At 56.3% G+C, this 21068-nt stretch carries 19 protein-coding genes; 2 read left to right on the top strand and 17 right to left on the bottom strand.

Features of this window, described 5'->3' with window-relative positions:
• Positions 1-4 precede the first annotated feature (4 nt).
• The 7 genes from fabF to QEN58_RS07505 all read right to left on the bottom strand — a co-directional run bounded on the left by fabF (position 5) and on the right by QEN58_RS07505 (position 5499).
• A complete protein-coding gene (fabF, locus tag QEN58_RS07535) occupies positions 5-1243 on the bottom strand; it encodes a beta-ketoacyl-ACP synthase II (protein ID WP_280106494.1) in 1239 nt (412 codons plus the stop codon).
• A 192-nt stretch (positions 1244-1435) separates the two neighbouring features.
• Positions 1436-1669 carry an acyl carrier protein gene (acpP, locus tag QEN58_RS07530; protein ID WP_040481615.1) on the bottom strand — a complete coding sequence of 78 codons (234 nt, stop codon included), beginning with the start codon at positions 1667-1669 and terminating at the stop codon, positions 1436-1438.
• A gap of 124 nt (positions 1670-1793) precedes the next feature.
• Entirely contained in the window at positions 1794-2537 is a 744-nt protein-coding gene (fabG, locus tag QEN58_RS07525) for a 3-oxoacyl-ACP reductase FabG (RefSeq protein ID WP_280106493.1), read from the bottom strand.
• 58 nt (positions 2538-2595) lie between these two features.
• On the bottom strand, positions 2596-3555 hold the full coding sequence (fabD, locus tag QEN58_RS07520; RefSeq protein WP_280106492.1) for an ACP S-malonyltransferase: 960 nt from the start codon (positions 3553-3555) through the stop codon (positions 2596-2598).
• Positions 3556-3668: 113 nt separating this feature from the next.
• Complete coding sequence (gene plsX, locus QEN58_RS07515; protein ID WP_280106491.1) at positions 3669-4718, bottom strand: phosphate acyltransferase PlsX; 1050 nt, start codon at positions 4716-4718, stop codon at positions 3669-3671.
• A 43-nt stretch (positions 4719-4761) separates the two neighbouring features.
• On the bottom strand, positions 4762-4932 hold the full coding sequence (gene rpmF / locus QEN58_RS07510; protein WP_007114757.1) for a 50S ribosomal protein L32: 171 nt from the start codon (positions 4930-4932) through the stop codon (positions 4762-4764).
• Positions 4933-4968: 36 nt separating this feature from the next.
• The gene (locus QEN58_RS07505) at positions 4969-5499 is read right to left on the bottom strand and encodes a YceD family protein (protein WP_071692875.1); all 531 of its coding nucleotides are present in this window, start codon (positions 5497-5499) and stop codon (positions 4969-4971) included.
• 257 nt (positions 5500-5756) lie between these two features.
• Between QEN58_RS07505 and QEN58_RS07500 the strand changes: the two genes are divergently transcribed.
• Positions 5757-6332, top strand: coding sequence for a Maf family protein (locus QEN58_RS07500; RefSeq protein WP_280106913.1), 576 nt, complete (start codon positions 5757-5759; stop codon positions 6330-6332).
• Between the two features lie 20 nt (positions 6333-6352).
• Here QEN58_RS07500 and sppA read toward each other — a convergent pair whose 3' ends face one another.
• Genes sppA through QEN58_RS07485 form a run of 3 tightly spaced genes read right to left on the bottom strand, consistent with a single transcriptional unit; the run spans position 6353 to position 9140 of the window.
• On the bottom strand, positions 6353-7516 hold the full coding sequence (sppA, locus tag QEN58_RS07495; RefSeq protein WP_280106490.1) for a signal peptide peptidase SppA: 1164 nt from the start codon (positions 7514-7516) through the stop codon (positions 6353-6355).
• Between the two features lie 9 nt (positions 7517-7525).
• The gene (locus QEN58_RS07490) at positions 7526-8170 is read right to left on the bottom strand and encodes an HAD family hydrolase (RefSeq protein WP_280106489.1); all 645 of its coding nucleotides are present in this window, start codon (positions 8168-8170) and stop codon (positions 7526-7528) included.
• A gap of 28 nt (positions 8171-8198) precedes the next feature.
• The gene (locus QEN58_RS07485) at positions 8199-9140 is read right to left on the bottom strand and encodes an RluA family pseudouridine synthase (RefSeq protein WP_280106488.1); all 942 of its coding nucleotides are present in this window, start codon (positions 9138-9140) and stop codon (positions 8199-8201) included.
• 708 nt (positions 9141-9848) lie between these two features.
• Here QEN58_RS07485 and rne point away from each other — a divergent pair.
• Positions 9849-13193 carry a ribonuclease E gene (gene rne / locus QEN58_RS07480; RefSeq protein ID WP_280106487.1) on the top strand — a complete coding sequence of 1115 codons (3345 nt, stop codon included), beginning with the start codon at positions 9849-9851 and terminating at the stop codon, positions 13191-13193.
• Between the two features lie 102 nt (positions 13194-13295).
• Here rne and murB read toward each other — a convergent pair whose 3' ends face one another.
• The 7 genes from murB to QEN58_RS07445 form a co-directional block, all read right to left on the bottom strand.
• Positions 13296-14306, bottom strand: a complete 1011-nt coding sequence (gene murB, locus QEN58_RS07475; protein ID WP_280106486.1) for a UDP-N-acetylmuramate dehydrogenase — start codon at positions 14304-14306, stop codon at positions 13296-13298.
• Positions 14307-14331: 25 nt separating this feature from the next.
• Complete coding sequence (locus QEN58_RS07470; RefSeq protein ID WP_280106484.1) at positions 14332-14796, bottom strand: low molecular weight protein-tyrosine-phosphatase; 465 nt, start codon at positions 14794-14796, stop codon at positions 14332-14334.
• Between the two features lie 9 nt (positions 14797-14805).
• On the bottom strand, positions 14806-15618 hold the full coding sequence (gene kdsB, locus QEN58_RS07465) for a 3-deoxy-manno-octulosonate cytidylyltransferase (RefSeq protein ID WP_280106483.1): 813 nt from the start codon (positions 15616-15618) through the stop codon (positions 14806-14808).
• Positions 15618-15863, bottom strand: coding sequence for a Trm112 family protein (locus QEN58_RS07460; RefSeq protein WP_280106482.1), 246 nt, complete (start codon positions 15861-15863; stop codon positions 15618-15620). Before QEN58_RS07460 ends, kdsB begins: the two co-directional genes overlap by 1 nt.
• Positions 15864-15876: 13 nt before the next feature.
• Positions 15877-16905, bottom strand: a complete 1029-nt coding sequence (gene lpxK, locus QEN58_RS07455; protein WP_280106480.1) for a tetraacyldisaccharide 4'-kinase — start codon at positions 16903-16905, stop codon at positions 15877-15879.
• A 38-nt stretch (positions 16906-16943) separates the two neighbouring features.
• On the bottom strand, positions 16944-18680 hold the full coding sequence (gene msbA, locus QEN58_RS07450; RefSeq protein WP_280106479.1) for a lipid A export permease/ATP-binding protein MsbA: 1737 nt from the start codon (positions 18678-18680) through the stop codon (positions 16944-16946).
• A 71-nt stretch (positions 18681-18751) separates the two neighbouring features.
• Entirely contained in the window at positions 18752-21031 is a 2280-nt protein-coding gene (locus QEN58_RS07445) for a DNA internalization-related competence protein ComEC/Rec2 (RefSeq protein WP_280106478.1), read from the bottom strand.
• Between the last annotated feature and the right edge of the window lie 37 nt (positions 21032-21068).

The raw sequence follows: 21068 nt of genomic DNA, 5'->3' as shown, positions 1-21068 counted from the left end.
CTAGCTACACCTTCTTAAACAGCAGCGAGCCGTTGGTACCACCAAAGCCGAAGGAGTTTGAGAGCGCCATATCAATGCGCATATCCCGTGCGGTATGCGGCACGTAGTCGAGGTTGCAGCCTTCCTGCGGATTATCCAAATTAATCGTGGGAGGTGCGACCTGATCACGAATCGCCAGGATGCTGAACACCGCCTCTACCGCCCCGGCGGCACCCAACAGATGACCAATCATCGACTTGGTGGAGCTCACGGCCACGCTGTTGGCAGCGCCACCCAGGACGTTCTCAATGGCACGGCTTTCTGCCAAATCGCCTGCAGCAGTGGAGGTGCCGTGGGCATTGATGTAATGAACTGAAGCAACATCAACCTGGGCATCTTTGATCGCATTGCGCATGGAGAGCGCTGCGCCACGCCCATCTTCCGGCGGTGAGGTCATGTGATAAGCGTCGTCGCTCATACCAAAGCCCACCAGCTCGGCGTAGATGTTGGCACCCCTCGCCTTGGCGTGTTCATACTCTTCCAGCACCAGCACACCGGCACCGTCGGATAACACAAAGCCATCGCGATCAGCATCCCACGGTCGGCTTGCCGCTTCTGGATCGTCATTACGTGTAGAGAGCGCGCGAGCTGCCGAGAAACCGCCCAGACCTAGCGGCGTAGTGGCCATTTCAGCGCCACCGCAGATCATCACGTCCGCATCGCCATAGGCAATGGTGCGTGCGCTGTAACCAATATTATGGGTACCCGTTGTGCAGGCGGTGGTAATGGCAATGTTCGGGCCTCTGAAGCCGTGCTGAATCGCCATATTGCCCGAAATCATATTAATGATAGAGCCCGGCACGAAGAATGGCGACACCTTGCGAGCACCACCTTTGTTTAGTGCGTTGTGGTTATGCTCAATCATGGGTAGACCCCCGATGCCTGAGCCGATAGCCACACCGATACGGTCGGCATTCTCTTCGGTGCACTCAATACCGGAATCTTCTACTGCTTGAGCCCCCGCCGCCATGCCGTACTGAATAAACAGATCCATCTTGCGGGCATCTTTAGGATTCAGATACGGACTAATATCAAAGTTTTTGATCGATCCACCAAAGCGGGTGTTAAAACCGCTGGTGTCGAAATGCTCAATAGGCGTAATACCGCTTTTACCGGCCACAATGTTGGCCCACGACTCATCAACGCTATTACCCACTGGGGTCACCAGGCCTAACCCAGTTACCACTACCCTTTTCCGTGCCATCAGCTTTCCTCCAGGCATCCATGGTGACGCGACCCACTTGGGTCATTTGCTGCTTAAATTTGGTCAACAGTATAACGGAGATTGAACGTTATAAGCATTGTGGCTGCAAAGCAAAAAAGCCGCCCTGGGAAAGGACGGCTCTTAAGGCGGGTAATTAGCACCCCACCCTGGTTCGATGCATCGACGCAGCCCTTACTGGTGGGCGTTCACGTAATTGATGGCTTCTTGAACCGTGGTGATCTTCTCAGCTTCTTCGTCGGGAATTTCTGTATCGAATTCCTCTTCCAAAGCCATTACCAGCTCAACGGTGTCGAGCGAATCAGCACCCAAGTCTTCTGTAAAAGAAGAGCTGTTTTGGATGTCTTCTTCTTTAACGTTCAGGCGCTCTGCTACAACTTTCTTAACGCGCTCTTCAATAGTACTCATTAACGTACTCCAGTCGTTCACATTAGCCGTTTTTGATAACCAGCTATTTGGAAACCGCAAGCCAAAAGCTGCGGGGTAGTTTATAGACGCCCTTGGGTAGACGCAACCGCGAAGCCCAAGGCCATCAACGCATATTCATGCCGCCATTCACGTGAAGCGTCTCACCAGTGATATAACCGGCTGCATCACTGGTCAAAAAGCCCACTGCTGCGGCGATCTCTTCCGGCGCCCCTAAACGGGCCAACGGAATTTGTTTAAGCAACATTTCGTGCTGTGCTTCCGGTAGTGCCTCGGTCATGTCGGTGGCAATAAAGCCCGGCGCCACTGCATTGACCGTAATTGCACGGGAGGAGACCTCACGTGCCAAAGCGCGGCTAAAGCCTTCCATGCCAGCCTTAGCTGCAGCATAGTTAGTTTGGCCTAGGTTGCCCATGGTTGCCACTACAGAACTGATCGACACAATACGCCCAAAGCGCGCCTTAGTCATACCCCGCAAACACGCCTTACTAACACGATAGACAGATTTTAAGTTGGTATCCATGACGGAGTCCCACTCGTCTTCTTTCATACGCATCAGCAAATTGTCACGGGTGATACCCGCGTTGTTGACCAAAATAGTTGGCGCACCAAAGCGCTCAGTAATGGTTTTCAACACGCTATCGATACTGGTTTGATCGGTCACATTAAGGCATAGACCGGCCCCTTGAAAACCGTGCTCTTTCAAATCGGCATCAATTTTCTCAGCACCAGACTCGCTTGTCGCAGTACCAATCACAATACGCCCCTGGCGACCCAGCTCGCGAGCAATGGCCTGCCCAATACCGCGACTCGCCCCTGTTACCAGGGCAACTCTACTCTCTTGCGTCATAACGTTCTGCCTCTAACCGTATAATCAAGCGAGGATAGCGAAATAAAACACCCCTTGGTCACGCTTTATCAGCCAACGTTTCACGCGCTAGCTCAAGCGCTGCCTCGAGGCTATCGGGATCATTGACCGCCAACCCTTTGCTACCCTTCACGATACGCTTATTGAGACCAGTCAACACCTTTCCTGGCCCGCACTCAATAAATATCTCCACGCCCTGGCCCGCCATTGCTTCCACGCAGGCGCTCCAGCGCACTGGCTGATAGAGCTGCTCGATGAGTCGCGCGCTCAGTGTCGCGGTATCGGCATGAGCTTGCGCATCGACATTTTGGATCACTGTATAGCGCGGCGCTCGCAGCTCAATCGTTTGTATAGCCGCGGACAGGCGCTCAGCCGCAGGACGCATCAGCGCGCAGTGCGAGGGCACGGAAACCGGCAATGCCATGGCGCGCCTGGCACCGGCCTCTTGGCAGGCAACCATCGCCCGCTCAACGGCCGCTTTAGCACCGGCTATCACCACTTGCCCTGGGGAATTGTAGTTAACCGCTGAAACAACATCGCCCTGGGCCGCCTTAGCACAGGCGGCTTCAACCGCGTCGTCCGCCAGACCCAGGATCGCCGCCATGCCGCCTTCACCTGCCGGCACCGCTTCCTGCATGGCTTCTCCGCGCAGGCGCACTAAATTGACACCTTCGGCAAAGCTCATGACACCTGCGCACACCATAGCGCTGTATTCGCCTAGGCTATGCCCCGCCATGACAGTTGGTCGAGGGCCTTCTAGCTCTTGCCACACTCGCCAAATAGCGACGCTTGCAGAGAGCAGTGCAGGCTGGGTGCAGGCAGTTGCATTAAGCGATTCTTCGGGGCCTTCTTGCACGATTTTCCACAAATCGTAGCCCAAAGCATCCGACGCTTCCTCAAATGTCGTTCCCACCACACTATAACGCTCGGCAAGCTCTCGCAGCATTCCAAGCTGCTGAGAGCCTTGCCCGGGGAAAATGAGGGCAAGGGGTTGAGACATGTCGTTCACCTTTGCTCTTGTAGGCATTTGCTCATATGAGCGATATTCGAGATTATTGGCACATCCTGATGCCACCTATAACCCCGCAAAAAAACTAGCTATTTATTATCTAATCATGGCTGATTGGCGCCATCGCTTGCACTTGATGGCGCACCCCAGCGGCCTGCGATCCGCGCAGGTAAATTATGTTCTACTTCCTGCAAGGCACGCCTGATAGCGTAGTAAAACCCATCGGCATGAGTACTGCCGTGACTTTTCACTACGATACCGCGCAACCCCAACAAACTGGCCCCGTTGTAACGCACGGGATCAAGCTCTTGTTTTAAGCGCTTTAACACAGGCTTGGCCAGTAGGCTTGCTAAACGACCGCTTAGGCGCGATTCAAATGCCATCTGCACGCGTTCAACCAACATACTCGTCAATCCTTCGCTTGCCTTGAGGACAGCGTTGCCCACAAAACCATCACACACCACCACATCTAGCTGACCTTTGAAAAGATCACCACCTTCAGCATAGCCCTGATAGTCAAAAGCACTACCACTGGCACGCTCGCGCAGCTGACGGTCAGCCTCACGTACGCTAATGCTCCCTTTGGTGGCTTCTGCACCAACATTGAGTAGCGCCACACGCGGAGTCACCGTGCCATCGACACACTGCGCCATCGCCGCCCCCATCAGCGCAAAATCGACCAGCTGATGAGCCGGGGAATCAACGTTGGCACCTAGGTCCAGCAGATAACAGCGGCGCCCTTGGCGTGCTGGAATCGCCGTACTGATCGCTGGCCGGGAGATGCCCTCGACCATGCCCAGCTCGCGCCTTGCCAAGGCAACAAGCGCCGCTGTATTGCCTGCGCTGACACCGGCAGCCGCTTCACCATCGGCGACACATTGCAGCATGTGCGCCATGCTCGTCGCATGACCTCTGCGCAATGCCCAGGCAGCCGTTGATCCCGCCATCACACTTTCGGGCGCATCACGCGCCACCAAACGTGACGCTGCCGCAGCCAGAGGCTGCGGCAAGCGCGAAAGCTCAGCAATAATCTGCTGACGCGGGCCAAACAAAATCAGCTCAAGACCGGGGAATTCCACCACCGCCTTTGCGGAGCCTGCGATAATCGCACAAGGGCCTTGGTCACCCCCCATAACATCAATCGCTAAGCGCATACCGCACTGAATCCGTTTAGCCGCTTATTAAGGTAGTTGAGGCTTATACCTCAACCACTTTACGACCACGATAGAAACCGTCTGGAGAAACGTGGTGACGCAGGTGAGTCGTACCTGTTTCTTTGTCCTGAGACAGCGTCGGAGCGGTCAGCGCATCGTGGCTGCGACGCATGCCGCGCTTGGAACGAGTTTTTCGGTTCTGTTGAACTGCCATGGGGGTTTACTCCAAGGTATTTAAGGTAAAGGGTGCTTATTTTTTGCCTTTCAAGACATTCAGCACCGCGAAAGGGTTCGTCGCTGGCGTTGTTTCTGACGCCGCGCCTTCTGTTTTGCTGACCAGCTGCTCCGCCGAGACATGACATTCGGCTTCATCGTGATAGACCACCTGGGGCAGGCTGAGAATTAACTCATCCTCAACCACCGTCAGAAGATCCAGCTGTTCCTTTTCCACCAGCACCGGTTCATGACTAGCGGGCAACTCGGCCGCTAAGGCTTCATCAGTGACCATTCCAAGCAGAAAGTCACTGCTCACCTCTTGAGGCAGCGGCACTAGGCAGCGTCGGCAGGCAAGCGCCAACGTCGCTTGCAAGTGGCCACGAATTTCACGACGGCCTTGAGAATCGACGCCAAACTCAAGCACGACATGACAGTCGCCGGTTTGGACACCCGCTTCTTCGGCAAGACGTGGCAGCTTATCAAGCGCTACCAAGCCTTCGATTCGTTCGTGGCGGGCTGCGAGCTTATAAGGCTCCACCCGACTGGGGAGTTGTGAGGTCAACATAGGCGCGCAATGATAGGCACTCCCCCTGCTGGTGTCAAAGCTGCCGGTATATTTTTCATAGTTTCCTCAATAAATAAACAACGCTGGCCTCTATAAACAGCCAACATAGGCACGTTTAGCAGCTTTCGCTACACTCTACTGCTTTGACGTTGCACTAGCGCCACCATGTAGCCAGGAGTTTTACTGTGACCTTATCACCCAAGACCGAGCCATCGAGCACTCAGTCATCAACTGCTCAGTCCTCAACTGCAGAGCTGGTGCTTGCCTCAAGTTCACGCTGGCGGCGCGAGTTGCTGGATCGCCTGCAAATCCCCTACCAGTGCCACTCACCGGATATTGATGAAACGCCCCGCAGTGGCGAAACGCCCCATGCTCTGGTGCATCGACTAGCGCTCAGCAAAGCCAACGCCGTGGCGGCTCGTTTCCCTCATCACTGCATTATAGGCTCTGATCAAGTGGCGGTGTTTGAAGGCGACATTCTTGGCAAACCACACACAGCTGAAAAAGCCTGCGCCAACCTTGCCCGCTTTTCCGGTCAGCGCGTCACCTTCCTAACCGGTTTAGCACTGCTGGATACACGCAGCCAGCGCCACCAAGTGCATGTCGAGCCATTCGAGGTCGTGTTTCGCACTCTTAGCACGCAAGAGATCGAACACTATGTTGCCAAAGAGCAGCCGCTAGACAGCGCAGGCAGCTTTCGAATGGAAGGCCTAGGTATTGCGCTGTTTGAAAAACTGGAAGGCCGAGATCCCAACGCCTTAATTGGACTGCCGCTGATTGCGCTCTGCAACATGTTGCGCCAAGCGGACCTAGACCCGCTTGGCGCACGCTAACCACAAGAGGCTAAGAGAATCTAGAAGCGCAGCGGGGTATTGGGTGCACTAACACCCAATACCTCGGCGACAACCTGGGTAAAGCGCCGAGTAAAGCGCTCAAATGGATCAAGACTCGGTGTATAGTCCACCCAGTCAGTGTTACCCACTTGATCGCGAGACAACTGCTCGAGACTGCCCAACCGGTCGACCAAACCCAGCTCGACACTCTGCTCACCGCTCCAGATAAGGCCTGAGAAAATATCCGAGCTATCGCTGAGCCTCTCGCCGCGCCCTGCGCGGACATCATCGATAAACTGCCGATGGGTTTCACTCAACACCCCTTGCCAAAACGCCTCGGCATCATCATCCAGCGGCTGAAAAGGATCTAAAAACGCTTTATTCTCCCCCGCCGTGAGCACCCGGCGCTCAACGCCAATGCGCTCTATCGCCTCCTCAAAGCCAAAACCAGCGTAAATCACGCCAATTGAGCCCACTAGGCTCACCGGCGATGCAACAATCTCATCTGCCGCTGCGGCAATGTAATAAGCACCGCTGGCACCGATATCCTCAATCACTGCAATAATCGGTTTATCGCCCTGCTCGCGCAGGCGCATGATTTCCGCATAGATACGCTGAGACTGCACGGGGCTACCACCAGGACTATTAATGTGCAGCACCACGGCAGCAGCGCTTTCCGCCTCCCAGGCACGATTTAATCCTTGGATGATGCGCTCCGCATTGGCCGGCGAATCGCTAGCAATCACCCCATTAACTTCAACAATACCCAAGTGGCGCTGGGTGGGCGCGGTGGCACTTGGCGAATCCCAGAACAGGCTATAAAGCACGGCAGACAGCGCCACCAGCACAACAGCGAGAAACATGAGACGGAAAAACAGCTTCCAACGGCGGGTACGCCGCTGTTCGGTCAATACGCCGCCTATCCAGTGATCCATCATTTCCAGCTGCGCTAATCGCTGGCGTTCGCGTAGCGTTTCCGCATCGTCGCCTGTCGCCCCAGACATCTGATTAGCCCCTTTCCCCGACGCAACCTCGGGCCCTTCAGTCCAAGGATCTTCCTTGAACTCGTTGGGCTGGTCGCTATCAACTGAGTCTTTTCGGTCATCGTCGTTCCGGCGATAGCCATTAGCCGGGCCGTCATGGCCACCTTGCGCACCGTCTTGGCGGGTTGGATCGTCACTCATAAAATGTCCTTATAACCGATCAAAAAGCTCGTCGACGCTATGGGCAATCCACTTGGGCTCGCTCATTGCCAGGCGCTCGGGCGTATGCACCCCATAGCTTACACCCACCCGATCCATTCCCAGTGCCCTAGCCATTTCCAAGTCATACTCGGTATCGCCGACCATCACCGCCCGCTCGACGGGCACCGCGAGCTCTGCCAGCAGCTCTGAGAGCATTTGCGGGTGCGGTTTGGAACGCGTTTCATCCGCGGTGCGGCTGGCATGAAACCACGCGCCGCTGCCGGTCTCTGCAAAAATACGGTCAAGACCGCGACGACTTTTACCTGTCGCCACCGCCAAACGCTGCTGCTCATGCCCACGCAGACGAGAGATATGTGCTTCGACACCGTTAAAAAACGCCATCGGCGTGGCATCAGCCTGCACAAAGTGGTGCGCATAACGCTCGCGAAGCCGCTCGGCCTGGGCAGGCAATATACCCGGGCAGAGTTTGGCAATTGCCTCGGGCAGCCCCAGGCCAATAATATCTTCCACCTCAGCCGCGGTAAGCGCTCCCCACTCGGCTTCTAAGGCGGCCGCCTGCATACACGACACAATACGCGGCACCGAGTCCATCAAGGTGCCATCCCAATCAAAGATAATTAACTCGTACTGCATGGCAGCTCCTTGTAAAAGGTAATAGGAGTTATTGACGGGCACGCTTAAGCGTTTCTTCCAGAGCTTCTGGCAGCGGCGCTTTGACGGTTACCGGGCGGCCGTTAGTGGGCTCTGGAAAGGTCAACGCCCGCGCATGAAGAAACAGACGCCCCAACCCTAATTGCTTGGTGAGAAAACCGCTTTCGCGGGTAGCGTACTTATCGTCGCCTAATAACGCATGGCCCGCATGGGCGGCATGTACGCGAATCTGGTGGGTGCGGCCCGTTACTGGCTCTGCCTCTATCAGCGTTACTTTCTCGAAGGTTTCGACCACCGAAAAATGGGTGCGCGACACTTTGCCGTTGGGATCCACCCTTACCCTCCGCTCGCCGTTACCGGCATCAAAGCGGTCTAGCCGAGCGCTCTCATAGGTTTTCCGCGCTGGCCAACGCCCACTGACCAGGGCCAGATACCGCTTGTCCATGCCATGCTTTTTCAGCGACTCGTTCAGCGTCACCAGCGCATCGCGTGACTTGGCCAGCAGCAAACAGCCGGACGTATCGCGATCCAAGCGGTGAACCAGTTCCAGAAAACTCAGATCATCACGTACCTGGCGCAGCGCTTCTATTAAACCGATCTTAACCCCGCTGCCGCCGTGCACTGCTAAACCAGAAGGTTTGTTGAGCACCATCCAATCGGGGCCTTCCATGATAACGCTGCCTACCAGCAGGTCGCGCAAATTATCACTGACTTCTTTCACCGCCTCGCGAGGTGCCAAACGCAGCGGCGGAACGCGTACTAAATCGCCGGCCTGCAAACGGTAATCGACCTTCACTCGCTTTTTATTAACGCGCACTTCTCCTTTTCGCACGATGCGATAGATAAGCGCGCGAGGCGCACCTTTAAGACGCGTCATGAGAAAATTATCAATCCGCTGCCCTGCTTGCTCCGGGGCGATATCCACCCACTGCACTTCACGCCCTTCGGACATTACTACTTACTCCTGCTTAAAAGCGGCATTCTAGCGTAGACCCAAAGGCATTGCGTCAATTGCTGGTCGTTGTCTTTACTGTTATATTCGAAATCGTTCACCAGCTGAGCGCGGAAAGCTGTCTTGTCTAGCGCTAGTGACTAGCTGATCGATAGCTAATCGATTAAATTTGTTAGCAGAGAGCATCACCGCTGAGTTTGGTTAATGCGCCTGCCCGTCTAACACGCAGGCCTGAACATAAAAGCGGCACCAGTGTACGCATTGCCCGTTTTCCAGTATTAAAAACTGATCTTAAAAATGCAGTAACTCTGCCGCCCGTTTTTTATGCCGGCAGAGGAAAGTAAGCCTAGCCCTCAACGGCAGGCAGTAACTAAACAACGCCACGCCCTGAGTAGCTCCGTCTTATTCGTCACAAGGCGCAGACTGACTCCGGGCGACAAGTTCAACGCTGTGCCGGTGGCCGGCGTTGGTGAATCGATGAATGCCAGGTGTTGGCGGTGTCAGCAGGGCCGGATGGACGTGACAGCCACCGGAACACGTCCTGCCTCCGCCACGTACTCAACGCCCTATTGGCCGGGTTGGCGATGACGCCTTCCCGGCTTGACGCGTCAGCATTGCAATGCGCCGAGCACAAGCACGCAGCACCCAGCGATTCGCCTACGTCACCCAATAGGCAGTTCGCCGGCACGCAACGCTATGCGAGACACTATGAAACGGATGCTTATTAATGCGACCCAGCCAGAAGAGCTGCGTGTCGCTTTAGTTGATGGACAACGCCTTTACGATTTAGATATCGAATCCGGCGCAAGAGAACAGAAAAAAGCCAATATCTATCGCGGCAAAATCACCCGCGTAGAGCCCTCCCTTGAAGCGGCCTTTGTTGACTACGGCGCTGATCGTCACGGCTTTTTGCCTTTAAAAGAGATCTCTCGCGAGTACTTTGTCAAAGACGTTTCCGGACGTCCGAGCATTAAAGAAGTGCTTAAAGAGGGCCAAGAGGTCATCGTCCAGGTCGATAAAGAGGAGCGTGGCAATAAAGGCGCCGCGCTGACCACTTTTGTTAGCCTGGCTGGCCGCTTTTTGGTATTGATGCCCAATAATCCGCGTGCTGGCGGCATTTCTCGCCGTATAGAAGGCGATGAACGCAGCCAGCTCAAAGATGCCATGGGTCAGCTGACCGTACCGGATAAAATGGGCCTGATCGTGCGCACTGCTGGCATCGGCCGCAACCCGGAAGAGCTGCAGTGGGACTTGGATTATTTGGTTCAGGTGTGGGAATCCATCACTACCGAAGCCGCCAAGCGCCCTGCTCCGTTCCTGATTTACCGTGAATCCAACGTCATCATTCGCGCCATGCGCGATTACCTACGCCAGGATATTGGCGAAGTGTTGATCGACAGCCCCGAGATTCATGCCGAAGCGCTGGCTTTTATCCGTCAAGTAATGCCTTCGTATCAGCAAAAGATCAAACTCTACGCGGACGAAGTACCCCTGTTCTCGCGCTTCCAGATCGAATCGCAAATCGAAACCGCCTATCAGCGCGAAGTGAAGTTACCTTCTGGCGGCTCGATTGTGATCGACCACACCGAAGCGCTGGTCTCTATCGATATCAACTCCGCCCGCGCCACCCGCGGCAGCGATATCGAAGAGACTGCACTACAGACCAACTCTGAAGCCGCCGATGAAATCGCCCGCCAGCTGCGCCTGCGCGATATCGGCGGTTTGGTGGTTATCGACTTTATCGACATGGGGCCGGCGCGCAATCAGCGTGAAGTTGAAAACCGCATGCGCGACGCTCTAAAGCTGGATCGCGCCCGCGTGCAAATTGGCCGCATTTCACGCTTTGGCCTGATGGAAATGTCCCGCCAGCGTCTGCGCCCCTCGCTGGGTGAAACCAGCGGCGTGGTCTGCCCGCGCTGTAATGGCCAGGGCACCATTCGCGATGTGCGCTCACTCTCTCTCTCCATCATGCGTCTGATTGAAGAAGAGGCGATGAAAGAGAATAGCGCGCAGATTCGCGCCATTCTGCCGGTCCCCGTGGCGACTTACCTGCTCAATGAAAAACGTAGCGTACTGGCGGACCTTGAGTCTCGTCAGAATGTGCGCGTAGTGCTGCTGCCCAATCCTGAAATGGATACGCCCCACTACGACGTACAGCGGTTGCGCGATGATCATCTGGACGAGGACGACACACAAAGCCTATCGAGCTTTGAGCTCTCCACCGATACCGAAGTAGGCAAAGAGCCGGCACCCAGCTTCGTACCGCCCGCGCTAAGGGCCGAAGCTGCTGTTAAGAGTGTTACGCACAACGCTCCCGCTCCGGCATCGCTGCAAACTGAAGAGAAAGCGCCTGCCGCATCTCCAGCCTCGGCGACTAAAGCAGCCCCCGTGACCAGCGAGCAACCTAGCGTTATTGGCCGCTTTATGCGCGGTTTCGCCAAACTGCTCGGTAGCGACGAAAGCAGTTCAGAAGCCACGCCAGAGCCCAAGGTTGAAACCCCGGCGCCGCGCAAGCCAAGCGAGCGTAAAACCCATCAGCGCAGCAACGAGTCGCGGCAAAAGTCGTCACGTGGCGAGCGCGGTGACAACGCAAGCCGTAATGAGTCGCGCAGCGAAAGTAGCGCCCGCCCCGAGCCCAAAGCTGAACAGAAAGCTGACACAAAAGCCGAGCAGCGCAGCAGTACGCCGCGCCCTGCCAGTGACGATAATAGCGATAAGCGCAGCGGCCCCAGCCGCACCCGCAACCGCCGTCGTCACCCTCAGCAAGACGATACTAGCGGGCAAGAATCAGCTAACAAAGCACCTCGTAAAGAGACCCAGGCTGATAGCTCCTCTTCCAAAGACAGCGCTGCAAAAGACGGCTCTAAAGAGAGCAACAACGGTAAAAGTGCAGCACAGAAAGAATCGCGTCGCGATACCGGTGGTGATAAAAACCGCAACAATCAGCGCGATGAAGCGGCCAATGGCTCAGAGACAAAGCCCCCTGAGACTCCGCAAGACGACGGCAAGCCGAAGCGTACGCGTAATAATCCGCGCAACCGCACACGCACTCAGGCAATCAATCCCCAGGCCGAAGCAGAGCAGTTAAAACTGCAGGCTGAAGTTCAGGATGAAGCGCCAGCAGCAACTCAAGAGCCGAGCGAAGCTCCTGCTAAAGAAGAACAGGCGCCGGTAGCTAAAGCAGCGACAAGTGACGCACCGACTACCACAGAGTCGGCATCGGAGAGTCATACCGCTGCGCCAGCAGACGATACCGCTCAGCAAGAAGTGGCAGCAGCCGATGCGCCTGAGTCCAATGCTAAGCCCGAGACTAAGCCGGAGCCTGAGCAAGCGGACGACGCAACGACCGCCGACCGGCCTGTGGCAGAGAACGCTAAAGCGCGCAAATCGACTCACCAGCGCCGTCAGCCTAAAGCGGTGTCAGCGTCGGAACAGACGCCAGCTGACAATACCGTTGAGCAGGATGAGGCCGTTGCCAAGCCGAGCCAACCGGAGACCGCAGCCAACGCTGAGCAGGTAGCACCATCAGAGGTGAACTCAACAGAAGCCGAGGCCAGCGCAGAGCCATCTGTGAGTGAGAAAACCGACGATAGTCAGCCAAGCGTTAGCGAACCGGTAACGCCTAAAGCCATCGAACCGCCTGCGGGTAACGTTGTAGATCCAGCGGCAACTATTGAAGAAGCCGCCGCCCCTACTCCTTTGAGTAGTGATACGGATCAAAGCAGCGAGCCGAAACAAGACACCGCAGCAAAAGCTGATGAGCCTCAGAATGTTAAAGACGGAAACGTTGAAGACCCAGGTGTTGAAGCCACGGGCGTTGAACTGAATAGCGCTGAAGATAATAGCCCTGAAAAGAGTGGCGACGAACGAGGAACGACTGAAGCTCCTGTCACTGAAGCAGAGCCTCAGCCTGCTCAGCCGGTCGCCAGTGAAACACCCGTTGAAAACGCAGCAACTGAAGAAGCGGCTAAACCACGCCGTCGTCGCACCCGGGCTCACAATGACCCGCGTGAGAAGCGCAAACAGGCCCAGCAAGACACCCGCTCCGAATAAATCGGGCGCGTGTTGCACTAACAAAAATCCCCGCTTCGGCGGGGATTTTTGCGTTAGGTGCACCTTAGAAGCAGGGCATAGAAATTAACTAATAGACGTGAACTAACAGGGATTAACCAACCGCGGCTCGGGCTCTAAACGCACCCCAAAGCGTGCCTCGACTTGGTCAGCGATATAGCTAGCTGTTTTCATTAGGCCCTGCCGATCACCGCCGCCAAAGTGCACCAGCACCAGTGCTTGATACTGATGCACACCAAAGGCACCATCACGCATCCCTTTCAAACCACACTGGTCGATTAACCACCCCGCCGCCAGCTTTGTTTGCCCCGCCTGTTGGGGAAAATGGGGCATTGCGGGAAACTGCTGTAATAACTGCGCTGCCTTCGCTCCAGCCACCAATGGGTTTTTAAAGAAGCTCCCCGCATTGGCCAGCACCTGTGGATCGGGCAGTTTCTCGCGCCGAATGGCGCATACCGTTTCGGCTACCGCAAACGGCGTGGGAGAGCCCGTTAACCTCTTAGCCAGGTCGCCATACCCAAGCTGCGGGGCTGGCGTCCGCGATAAACGTAAGACCAATTGAGTAATGACAACCCTACCCGCCAACTCGCTTTTAAAGATACTTTCACGGTAACCAAAAGCGCACTGCTGGGCGTCCAACCAATCAACCCGTCCAGTGGCAAGCTCCATTACCTGTACCGCTTGCAGCGTGTCGGCAAGCTCAACGCCGTAGGCGCCAATGTTCTGCACCGGCGCGGCACCACAACTGCCAGGAATCAGCGCCAGATTTTCAATACCCCAGAGACCTCGTGCGGCAGTCGTCATCACCAGCGCATGCCAATTAACCCCCGCCCCTACGTGGGCAAGCACGTGCCCTTGACGCTGACTAAACCAGCACTGTTGCAAATCAGGCCGCACGACCAAACCCGGCAACTTTTCAGGAAGCAGAACATTGCTGCCGCCACCGAGAAGCGTGACGGGCCAGCCTTCATGGTGAGCCTTGGCTAACGTTTGACCTAGTGCTGTTAGTGTCGATGGTGCCGCGAAGCGCTCTGCCTGGCAGGGCAACCTAAGCGTATTAGCGGCGGACAAATCCACATTGCTGAGAATATTCATCTGCGCAGCCACACCTTCAGACCCATTACAGCTCTCGCTTAAGGTGTCGAATCAGCCCTTCTGATGCAGCTTCAATCATATCTAGAACCTTCTCAAACCCCTCATCACCGCCATAATAGGGGTCTGGCACTTCGGCACCGGGGGTACCGGCAAAATCTAAAAACAGCCCAACATGCGCCTGGCTATTGGCAGGCTTCAGCTCGCGCATGGCGCGTAAATTGTCCTGATCCATGCCGAGCACGTAGTCGAATCGGGTAAAGTCGTGCTTGCTTAGCTGGCGGGCACGCAGGCTACTTAAATCAATACCGCGCAGTAGCGCTGCCTGCTGGGCGCGGGCGTCCGGCGCTTTGCCTACATGCCAACTGCCGACGCCGCAGGAGTCTATCTCGACCTCATCGGCCATTCCCGCTCGCTCAAGGGCACGACGAAAAACACCTTCGGCGGTCGGTGAACGGCAAATATTGCCTAAACATACAAATAATACTTTCACGATAGCTCCTTAAAAACTGAGCTGCTCAAGCAGCGCCCGAACACGCGCAAGATCCTCGGCCGTATCAACACCGGCAGGATTTATTTCACAGGCCAGTGCCACTTGAATAGCGTGGCCATTCTGCAGTGCACGTAGCTGCTCGAGCTGTTCGAGCTGCTCAAGGCTTGAGGCGGGCCAGTCCCGGTAGGCAGCTAGAAAACCGGCACGATACGCATACAAGCCGATATGGCGCAGCCATGCATCGGTTGCCAGCATGGTCGGTGGTGCTTTGAACTGCTCACGATCCCAGGGGATCGGTGCCCGTGAGAAATACAGCGCGCGGCCTTGCAGTGTGCGCACTACTTTAACCACGTTGGGATTAAACAACGTGCCCACGTCATTGATAGGCTCTGCCAGCGTGGCTATCGACGCTTCAGGATCATCGGCTAGGCGCAGCGCCACCTGGTTGATCAGCGCGGGGGGAATCAGCGGCTCGTCGCCCTGCACATTCACCAGCAGCGCATCATCCGTCAATGCCAATATATCAGCCACCTCGGCTAAGCGGTCGGTGCCCGAGGGATGATCGTCGCGGGTCATGATCACTTCGGCGCCGTAGGGCAGCATGGCATCACGAATACGGCTATCGTCTGTTGCCACGACCACCCGACTGGCGTGGCTTTGGCAAGCACGGCGCCATACGTGAGCGACCATCGGTTCGCCGGCAATATCAAGCAGTGGCTTGCCCGGCAGCCGAGAAGAGCCGTAGCGAGCAGGTACGACAACGGTAAAATCAGGCACCTTGAAATCGACCATTTCATCAGCCATGTCATCAAAGACAGCCATTAAGCGTCTCCTAAACGCTCTTGGGGACGCCCTGGAGAACCACCAGGGGAACGCCCTTGTGAAGTGTGCAGCTTTTCATTGGCATCCATCACGCGAGCCTCTTCCGGCAGCATTACCGGAATCCCCTCTTTGATCGGATAGGCCAGGCCATCGTAGTGGCAGCGCAGCTCTTGAGCGTCACGGTCATACTTCAGTTTACCGTTACACATCGGGCAGACCAGCATTGCCAGCAGTTCCTTATCCATGCGCGTATCTCCTTCAAGAAAGTGCCGACAGCCGCGCTGCCAGCCAGTGCTCAAATTCGGGTGGAAGGGTTGCCTCCACATCTAATACCCAACTGTTAGGCGGGGCCAGGGCGTAACACTTCACGGCGTCTTTAGCGGTCATAATTACTGGGCGGGTATCTGTAAAGCTTAGCGCGTCCGCACTAAAGTGCTGGTGATCGGCTAACGGGTGCCACTCGCCCTTAACACCCAACGCGGAGAGCGTACGAAAAAAGCGCTCGGGATGTCCGATACCTGCCATCGCGTGCACCGGCAGCGTAAACGGCAGTGGCTCAAGCGGAAAACGGGCGCCGTCATCAAGGCGGCGCCAGCACAACGGCGCCAGCTGCATAGTGGTGGCTGACTGCATAATAGTCGGGGCAACCGACAGCGACGACTGTAAGTCACCGTTGATGACCACCGCATCAACTCGCTGCAACCGGCTGGGCGACTCGCGCAGAGGCCCGGCGGGCAGGCAGCGCCCGTTGCCCAATCCACGGGCACCATCCACAACCACCACCTCAATATCTCGATCCAGCGCCAAGTGCTGCAAACCGTCATCGCTCAAAATAATATCGCAGCCCGTCTCTACCAGTGCCTGAACTCCGCGCACGCGATTGGGGTCTGCGACCACGGGCAGCCCCGTCTGCTGTGCCAGCATCAGCGGCTCATCGCCGCTTTCGGCCACGTTAGTGTCGGCGGTGACCGGTAGCGGGTAACTGGACGCTTTTCCGCCGTAGCCGCGGCTAACGATGCCTGGCGACCAGCCTTGAGCCACCAGCCAGCCAGCCAGCCACGCCACCAGCGGCGATTTACCCGTTCCCCCCAAGGTAATATTACCGACCACAATAACCGGCACCGGCGCCTTCCAAGTGGCTTTCTTGCCGCTAGAGTACCCACGCTCACGCCGCGCCATGGCCCACTGGTACAGCGCCCCTAACGGCCTCAGCGGCAATAGCCAACGACTGCCCTGATAAGCGCCTTGCAGCCAGCGCTCTGACAACATTCTCTTGGCAGAGCTCATCACAATAGGCTCATATCAAAATGCTCATATTGATAGTCTCATGGCGCTTCTTGGAACTGTAGCTGATGGAGTGCTGCATAGGCGCCATCGGCTTCCAGCAATGCCTGGTGCGCCCCCTCTTCGATAATGCGCCCCTGATCCATCACCACAATGCGGTCAGCCCGCTCAATGGTGGAAAGGCGGTGGGCGATGACCAGCGTGGTGCGCCCTTCACAGACGCGCTCAAGGGCTTTCTGAATATAGCGCTCAGATTCCGTATCCAACGCGGAAGTGGCCTCATCCAGCACCAGTAGCGGCGCATCCTTGAAAATCGCCCGGGCTATCGCCAGCCGCTGGCGTTGGCCGCCCGAGAGCATCACGCCATTTTCACCCACCGTGGTGGCATAACCATTGGGCAGTTTATCGATAAATTCATGGGCATAGGCGGCTTCAGCCGCAGCCTGTATAGCCTGGGGATCAGGGTTGGCCACCCCGTAAGCAATATTATCGGCAATCGAAGCGTTAAACAGTGTCACCTGCTGTGACACCAGGGCGATCTGCTGGCGCAGTGGGCCAAGCGCATAGTCATCAACATTGATGCCATCGATCGTAATGCTCCCCTGGCTGGGACGATAAAAACGCGGCAGCAGGCTGATCAGAGTGGACTTACCGCTTCCCGAACGCCCAACTATTGCCACCAGCTCGCCCGGCGCTATGCGCAGATTGATATCGTGCAGAATCTCGGGCTGGTCATCGGCGTAGCGGAAGCTAACATGATCAATCACGACATCGCCGCTTAAACGGCTGGCGATATGTTTGCCACTATCCTCTTCAGGGGTCATATCCAGCAAGCCGAAAAGCTCTGATGCGGCCGCCAGGCCTTTCTGAATTTCACCGTTAATCTCAGTCAGTTGGCGCACGGGCTTGATCATCAAAGCCGCCGCAGTAATAAAGGCCACAAACTCACCGGGCGTCATGTTCGCCATCAGCGAGGGTGCCATGGCCAGCCAGACCAGTAGCGCCATGGAGATAGCCACCAGCATCAGAATCACCGGGGAACTGACCGCACGGGTCATGGCTTCTTTCATACTCTGACGGCGATTCTCTTCGCTTACCCGCTCAAAGCGCTGCTTTTCATACTGCTCGGCGCCGTGGGTGCGTACTACCCGATAGCCCGACAGCGCTTCTGAGGCAATATGGGTAACATCCCCCATGGAGTGCTGAATACGTTTTGAAATACGCCTGAAACGCTTGCTGACGTAGCTCACCACCACGGCAATGATCGGCGTAACACCCAAAAACAGCAGCGTTAGCATCCAGTTAGTCCAGAGTAGGTAGAGCACCAGACCGACGACGAACAGCCCTTCACGGAGAATAATCGTCACCGCCTTGGTAGCCGCCCCCGCGACTTGCTCAACATGGTAGGTCACCCGCGATACCAGTTGACCACTGGAGTGATGATCAAAAAACCAGCCGGGAAGATGAAGTAGATGAGCAAACACATCGCAACGCAGGGTATGAATCACGTAGCGGCCCACATAGGCCATGAAGTAGGTGCTTAGAAAAGTACCGACCCCCCGAGCGGAAAACATAATAATCACGAACAGCGGTAGAAATAGCCGAAACGCCGCATCTGGGTTTTGAATACCATCAATCAAGCGCTTCATCATTTCCGCCAGCGCGGTACTCGACGCGGCGTAAACCACAAAGCCCACTATCGCTAGCGCAAAAGCCCGCCAATGCGGCTTCACATAGCCCAACAACCGCTTATAGATACCCCAACCTGAATCAGTCACACTCGCTCCTAGCTTAGACCTTAGGGCCTATAGTATGCAGTGCGGGGAATTCTACCTGATGGCGACCCGCTTCAACACTGGTTGCGTCGTCTTGGCACTGGTCGCGTCGTTTCAACTTGAACGGGATGGGCCGCGTTTAACCAAAATAGCAGGGCTCCATCATGAGCAGTACTCCATAGACAACTTCCCTGCTGGCGAAAACGGCGCACGACGGAATCTACCGGATGCTGAAAAGCATTACTCCGCCCGGCGCTAAATATCACATGCTCTGGTGCGGTATGACGCACAAACTGAATCCCCGAGCTGGTGCCACTGCCATGGTGCCCTGCCACCAATACACTAACGGGCAGCTCTACCTCACGCAGAAAGCGTCGCTCTACCTCTGTGCTCACATCCCCAGTAATCAGCAGTCGTTGCTCACCAACGCTCACCTCAAGTACACAGGAGCGGTCGTTGGCAGATAAATCGTTATCACCCGCGGGCGGCCAGAGAATGCGGGAACTCACTCCATCGCGCTGCCATGTTTGACCACGCTGACAATCAATACTGGAAACTGGCAGTTCCTCACCTGCCGGAGCCATCCACTGACTGACCCGATGATCGACCAGCAATGCGCCGATACCACCCGCATGGTCATTATCAGCGTGGCTGACTATTACTTGATCAAACTGCTGTCCCGGCGACCACAGCGTTTCCAGCGGCATAAAGCCACTACGAAAGCGCGGCCCGGTGTCGTAAAGCAGGCGAAAATGTTCGCTACGCAGCTCTATCACCTGCCCCTGCCCAACGTCGTAGACACTAACTTTAAGCGTATTTTGGGGAATCGATGATGAAAGCGACCACCACGGGAGCGCTAAGGCCAACGCCGTGGCAGCCAGCCGTAAACCTGGCAGCACGGCGGGTAGTCCCCAGCATAACGAGAGCAGTAGCAGTGCGGTGGCGAGCGGATAGGTTAACGTCCGATCAGGTTCCCATAGTGGCCAATGCTGCACAGTAAGCGTCAGCAACAGGTGGAAAACACTCAGCGCCTGCTCAAACAGCCACCACACCGTCTCTCCTACCAAGGGAATAGGTGACAGCAGCCACCCCAAAAGTGCCGTTGGCACCATTACCGAGCTCACCCAGGGCACGGCGACTAAATTGATCAATGGTGCGGCTGGCGCCACTCGACCAAAGGCCACCAAGACGGCGGCAGCCATTAGCGGAGCTAGCAGCAGTTGCGATCTCACAAGCGCCCAACACCAGCCCTTTAACCCCTGAGGACGCCGCCGTCCCTGCCAAATAATAATCAGCCACGCGACTGCCACAAACGAAAGCCACATGCCCGGCCGCCATAACGCGAGCGGATCAACCATCAGTACCAGCGCAAGCGCCAGCCACCACGCTTGCCAAGCCCCCGGTGCATGCCGACCACTGAGCACCCACAGCCCGATCAATGTCATCACCATCGCCCGCATGGCCGGTGGAGCCATCCCTGCAAGGGTGGTGTAACTGACACAGGCTAGCGCTGCCACCCACCATGGCCAGGTGCGCATACGCCAGTTGGTGGGCGTTGTAAAACGAGCGCCTAACTTGGCCAACAGCAGCACAAACGACGCCACTAGCCCCACATGCAAGCCTGAAATAACCACCAGATGCGTGGTGCCGGTGGCATTCAGCAGCGACCAGTCGTCTTGGGTAAGCTGTTCGCTATCGCCTAACGTCAATGCTGCCAGCCAGCGCTTGGTTTGATCGTCGAGCGGCTGACGGGCTAAAAAATCCAGCGCTAACTGGCGCAGCGAGGGGCCAGCAGAAGAGAGCCGAACTGGCGTTGGCTCCTGGCGCAGGTAGCCTGTCGCGTGGATCCCCTCGCGCCACAACCACTGCTCATAATTGAAGGTATCAGGATTGGCAAAGCCACTGGGAGGTCGCAAACGCAACGTCATTTGCCACTGCTCACCGGGCTTAAATCGCTCATCGCTATAAGCGGTTATGCGCACCTTGGCGAGCGAAGAGCAGCTGGGGCGTTTTACCGGACTATTTGCAGAGCTTCGACACTGGTCAAGGCTTAACAGCAGGCGTGTCGCGTTACCCAGCGGCTGGGCGGTCAACACGGTTGCCTCAACGGCAATATCTTCTCCGCTTAGCCCCGCCAGCAAGCGACTACCCCATTCACCTTGTACGCTAATAAAGACCCACGCGCCGATTAGCAGCCATATACCTATGCGTGGGCGCCATCCCATTGCCAGCAACGCAACTACCAACCCCCAGCTAAATGCGTTTGGAATCACCCCTGCCGTGTGGCAATACCAAGCAAAAATCCCCCCTGCGAGTGCCGCAAACGCCGCTGGCATGGCAACACCTAACCGCATAGAACCCTCCCTGGCGACGCTTCATTGATGGCCTAGC

This window comes from Halomonas alkaliantarctica, from assembly GCF_029854215.1.
Lineage (GTDB): Bacteria > Pseudomonadota > Gammaproteobacteria > Pseudomonadales > Halomonadaceae > Vreelandella > Vreelandella alkaliantarctica_A.
This window is presented reverse-complemented; position numbering and strand designations above follow the sequence as displayed.